Raw genomic sequence first — 3,408 nt, forward strand, 5'->3', positions numbered from 1 at the left:
CGATTAGCGTCACCGGGGGCAGGTGGGGGCTAATCTCCCCACTCTGCCGGCTCTGCAGCTTGGATTTCATCTGCAGTCTCCACAGCACGATCAAAACATCATATTGATTGTCAGCTGAAGCCGGTTCAACCCCAAAGGGGCCAGGAGCGGGCCTTGGAGGGTTAAGCCAGCGGGTGGTCACATAGCTTGCTCCAGAAGCCGTCCGCCGTCAAGCGGCGGAGTGTTCACCAGTCTTTACAGATGACACCTCTATCGATTAAACTATCTTATTTTGACTTCTGAGGTTGTGGGTTCAGCGGAAAGCGGGCAAGACATGTATGTCCATCCTCAGCATGGTCGTGGCGCGGAAGTGAGAAATCTGCGCAAAGCGGGTGGGGCTTGGTTAAAGCAGTGCCGCCTGAACAAAGGCTTGACGCAGCTGCAGGTAGCCGAGGCGACCAGCTTGGAAAATTATACGATGGTTTCCATGATCGAGTCGGGGCGCAGAAGAATTCCTCCCGAGTCATACGAATTGTGGGCAGCTGTAATGGATTTAAAGCCCCGCGATTTCGTTAGGAATATTATGCAGTATTATGATCCTATCACGTATAATATTTTGTTTAAGGATGATTAAGTGTTATAAAATATTAGCATGAAATTTGGATGCCTTAACTTCAAATAATTTAATGTCCAAGCCCGGGTCCAAAATGTGTCTCCCCACAGGATGCAGGGGCTTGTTCAGCCTCTTCTCGCGTGGAAGCCTCCCGGTTCAGCCGGAGGAGGAAACGCGATGCCGCGTAAGCGGCACTCCTTCGGCCCCTGGCAACAGCCCCAATGTTCCCTCATTGTTCATGTCATGAACACAGCCAACACCGTCAGGATCGATCCGACCGAACGTTCGGGCCCGGCGTCGGCACCGTTTTCCTCGGCTGGCCGAAGGACATCCTCCGCGACTGCGACTACGGCTCGACGTGGAACGGCCGAATCCACAATTTCTGGTCCTTCGACCGGGCCTTGAAGCTACTGGAATATGCGTTTCGATCCGTCGGCATGGTCGAGGTCCGGGTAGGCGAGCGCGGCACCTCCTTGACCTGCTGCTGCGGCGGCGGCGAGAACGTCCTCCGGCACCTGCGCTGGGCGCTTCGCTGCCGCGACTACGGTGAGGTGATCCACTCGGATCAGGCCGGCAGCAGGAATATGCCGAAACAGAACAAACCCAGCGTATGTTGGGACGGGACAGAGGCCGTCCCGCGGACCGTGACGAGGCGGTGGACACTCCACCGCTGAGAAAACTGCTCCGCCAATCCGAAACGGCTCGCCGGCGACGGCGTACCGGAGTTCCTCAGGGTCGCATGACCGGAAAGGAACCCCTCGCTTCAGCGGGGGGAGGAAGTCAGAAGGGAAGCATAAGACCGGTCAATGTGCCGATCAGCACGCCTGCGGTATTTGCCAGCAGATCGCGCGTGCAGAAGGAGCGTCCGGGAACGAAATGCTGGACGAGCTCAATCAACAGGCCGGCCAGCAGCAGGATCACCGCGTTGGCAATGGCATGGTGGGAGCTGGACGCCACTGTTGTGACCGGCAGGGCGAGAGCTGCGTACGAAAGCAGATGCAGCAGCTTATCGTTGGGCAGATGACGGGGTAGCCGGTCAGCCGGAACCAGGCAGCCGACCACAACGGCCAGCGCCAGCGCGCTCCATCCTGCAATCAAAATCAAGTCAGCCATCGCGTCATCATGTCAGGCTGTTTCCGGCAGCGGCAGCGGCGAAATCCAGGGCGTTTCGGCGCGCGTTCGCAGTTCGAACAGAGTGCCCTCGGCCGTCTTCAAGGTCTTTCCGTAGCTCAAGAGGGACTGCCCTTGCACGGGGATCGCCTGTCATGCGAGATCCACTGATTTCAGTTTGCCTCTGAGCAGCAAGCAGGAGGAAGACCGAGAGTAATGGGAGTCGTTCCGTGAGGAGTACGCAGTGGGAAGGAAAAGACGATGTCATATCTGGTAGAAACCGGTCCCATACTCGTTCTCGGCAACATAGCCGTCAGTCCAAGCACCCATTTTAGGTCTCCACAGGTAAGCTGCGGCAAGACTGTGACGTTATGGTTAACATAATCTTAAACGCAGACCAGCGGGCTGGCTGAGGATTTCACGACGTAACGGCGGATTTTATATATCGGAGCAGGAAGTAGGAAGCTTAGGGACGTGGAGTGCAGGATCGTCCTTTTGCCCACGCTGCGGCAGCGTGCAGGTGGTGAAATCCGGGCATGCCCCGGGACAGGCAACGATGGTTATGTCGATGGTGCTGGTACCCGTTCAAGCATCGTGATGGCTATGGCACACCCGATGAGGTGAAGCAGGCGGCGGTCAGCTGTACGGCATCGGCCCGGCGTTCAACACTGTCGGCCATCTGCTCGGGAGCTGTGCGCAGCCGGCAATGCACTGGGGTTGCAGCTATGTTGATCATCACTGTCGGAAACCGGAACCAGAACCCGTGCCGATCATCGAAGTCGACGAGATGTGGCACTATCTGCAGCGCAGGACAAACCGCGTCTGGATCTGGAAGGCTCACGATCGGGAAAAGGATCGACTAGGGATGCGGTGGTCGGAAGGAGGCGACGTTCCAATGGTTCACTCGTCTGGGAGCGCTGAAAGCCTCGGCTTCGCTTGTGTCCGAAGGTTAGTGGAAAGGTGGCGGGTGGCGTAATCTCCTGGAGGTGAAGAACCCACACCGGTGGTCTGACCACCGCCGCAGGAGATCACGCCATGGAGAAGATTACAGCCAACGAGGCTCCGGTTCCATTGCTCAGCGAGGACTGGTTCGATTCGCTGGAAGCAGGGGTGCGCCAGCACATCCGCTCGTTCATCGAAGCGATGCTGGAGAGCGAACTGGAGGCGGTGCTGAACCGCGATCGCTATGAACGAGCCGGACCGCCACGGGGCATTGGCATGGTCATCGAGACCGCCAGATCCTTGGCACCTTCGATCCGCCCACCGTTTCGGTGCCGCGCGCGCGGCTGGCCGAGGCCGACGGCACGACACGGGAGTGGCGCAACCAAACGCTGCCCGCCTACAAGCGGCTGACCAAACGGGCCGAGGCCCTGATCGCCGGGACTTATCTGGCCAGAACCAACACCCGCCGGGTCCGCCGTGCCCTCGGAGCGCTGTTCGGAGGAGCGGTTGGCAAAGATACCGTCAGCCGGGCATGGCGCAAGGTCCAGGGCGATTGGGAGGCGTGGCAGACGTTTGGGCGCAGGGACCCAAACGGGATCTGTTGCACGATGACATCGTGCGCGTCATACTGGACGGCACCGTGGTCAAGGTCCGGCTGGACAAGCGCTCCACCGGCATCTCGGTGCTGGTGGCGCTTGGCATCCGGCGAGACGGCCAGAAGGTTCTTCTCGGCCTGCGCAACATGGGCGGCGAGAGCGAAGCGG

Annotated in this window: 4 protein-coding genes and 1 pseudogene; 3 read left to right on the plus strand and 2 right to left on the minus strand. The window is 59.1% G+C overall.

Annotated features, from left to right (window positions below; all coding sequences use genetic code 11):
- Positions 1-181, minus strand: a 181-nt coding sequence (locus AC5JJ6_RS04950) for a hypothetical protein (RefSeq protein ID WP_496040978.1), incomplete at its 3' end; no start/stop codon positions are given.
- A gap of 132 nt (positions 182-313) precedes the next feature.
- On the opposite strand from AC5JJ6_RS04950, the gene AC5JJ6_RS04955 reads away from it, so the two are divergent.
- The gene (locus AC5JJ6_RS04955; protein ID WP_044437538.1) at positions 314-613 is read left to right on the plus strand and encodes a helix-turn-helix domain-containing protein; all 300 of its coding nucleotides are present in this window, start codon (positions 314-316) and stop codon (positions 611-613) included.
- Positions 614-813: 200 nt separating this feature from the next.
- Complete coding sequence (locus tag AC5JJ6_RS04960) at positions 814-1,266, plus strand: zinc ribbon domain-containing protein (RefSeq protein WP_496040979.1); 453 nt, start codon at positions 814-816, stop codon at positions 1,264-1,266.
- Positions 1,267-1,372: 106 nt separating this feature from the next.
- Here AC5JJ6_RS04960 and AC5JJ6_RS04965 read toward each other — a convergent pair whose 3' ends face one another.
- Positions 1,373-1,705, minus strand: coding sequence for a VanZ family protein (locus AC5JJ6_RS04965; protein ID WP_496040980.1), 333 nt, complete (start codon positions 1,703-1,705; stop codon positions 1,373-1,375).
- Between the two features lie 1,032 nt (positions 1,706-2,737).
- Between AC5JJ6_RS04965 and AC5JJ6_RS04970 the strand changes: the two are divergent.
- Positions 2,738-3,408 (plus strand): annotated as a pseudogene (locus tag AC5JJ6_RS04970) (transposase); the annotation flags it as partial.

The organism is Skermanella sp., assembly GCF_059503625.1.

What these genes read in the sequence shown, in the direction of transcription:
- AC5JJ6_RS04955 (WP_044437538.1), top strand. Translation starts at nt 314, where the DNA reads ATGTATGTCCATCCTCAGCATGGTCGTGGCGCGGAAGTGAGAAATCTG.
- AC5JJ6_RS04960 (WP_496040979.1), top strand. Translation starts at nt 814, where the DNA reads ATGTTCCCTCATTGTTCATGTCATGAACACAGCCAACACCGTCAGGAT.
- AC5JJ6_RS04965 (WP_496040980.1), bottom strand. Translation starts at nt 1,705, where the DNA reads ATGGCTGACTTGATTTTGATTGCAGGATGGAGCGCGCTGGCGCTGGCC.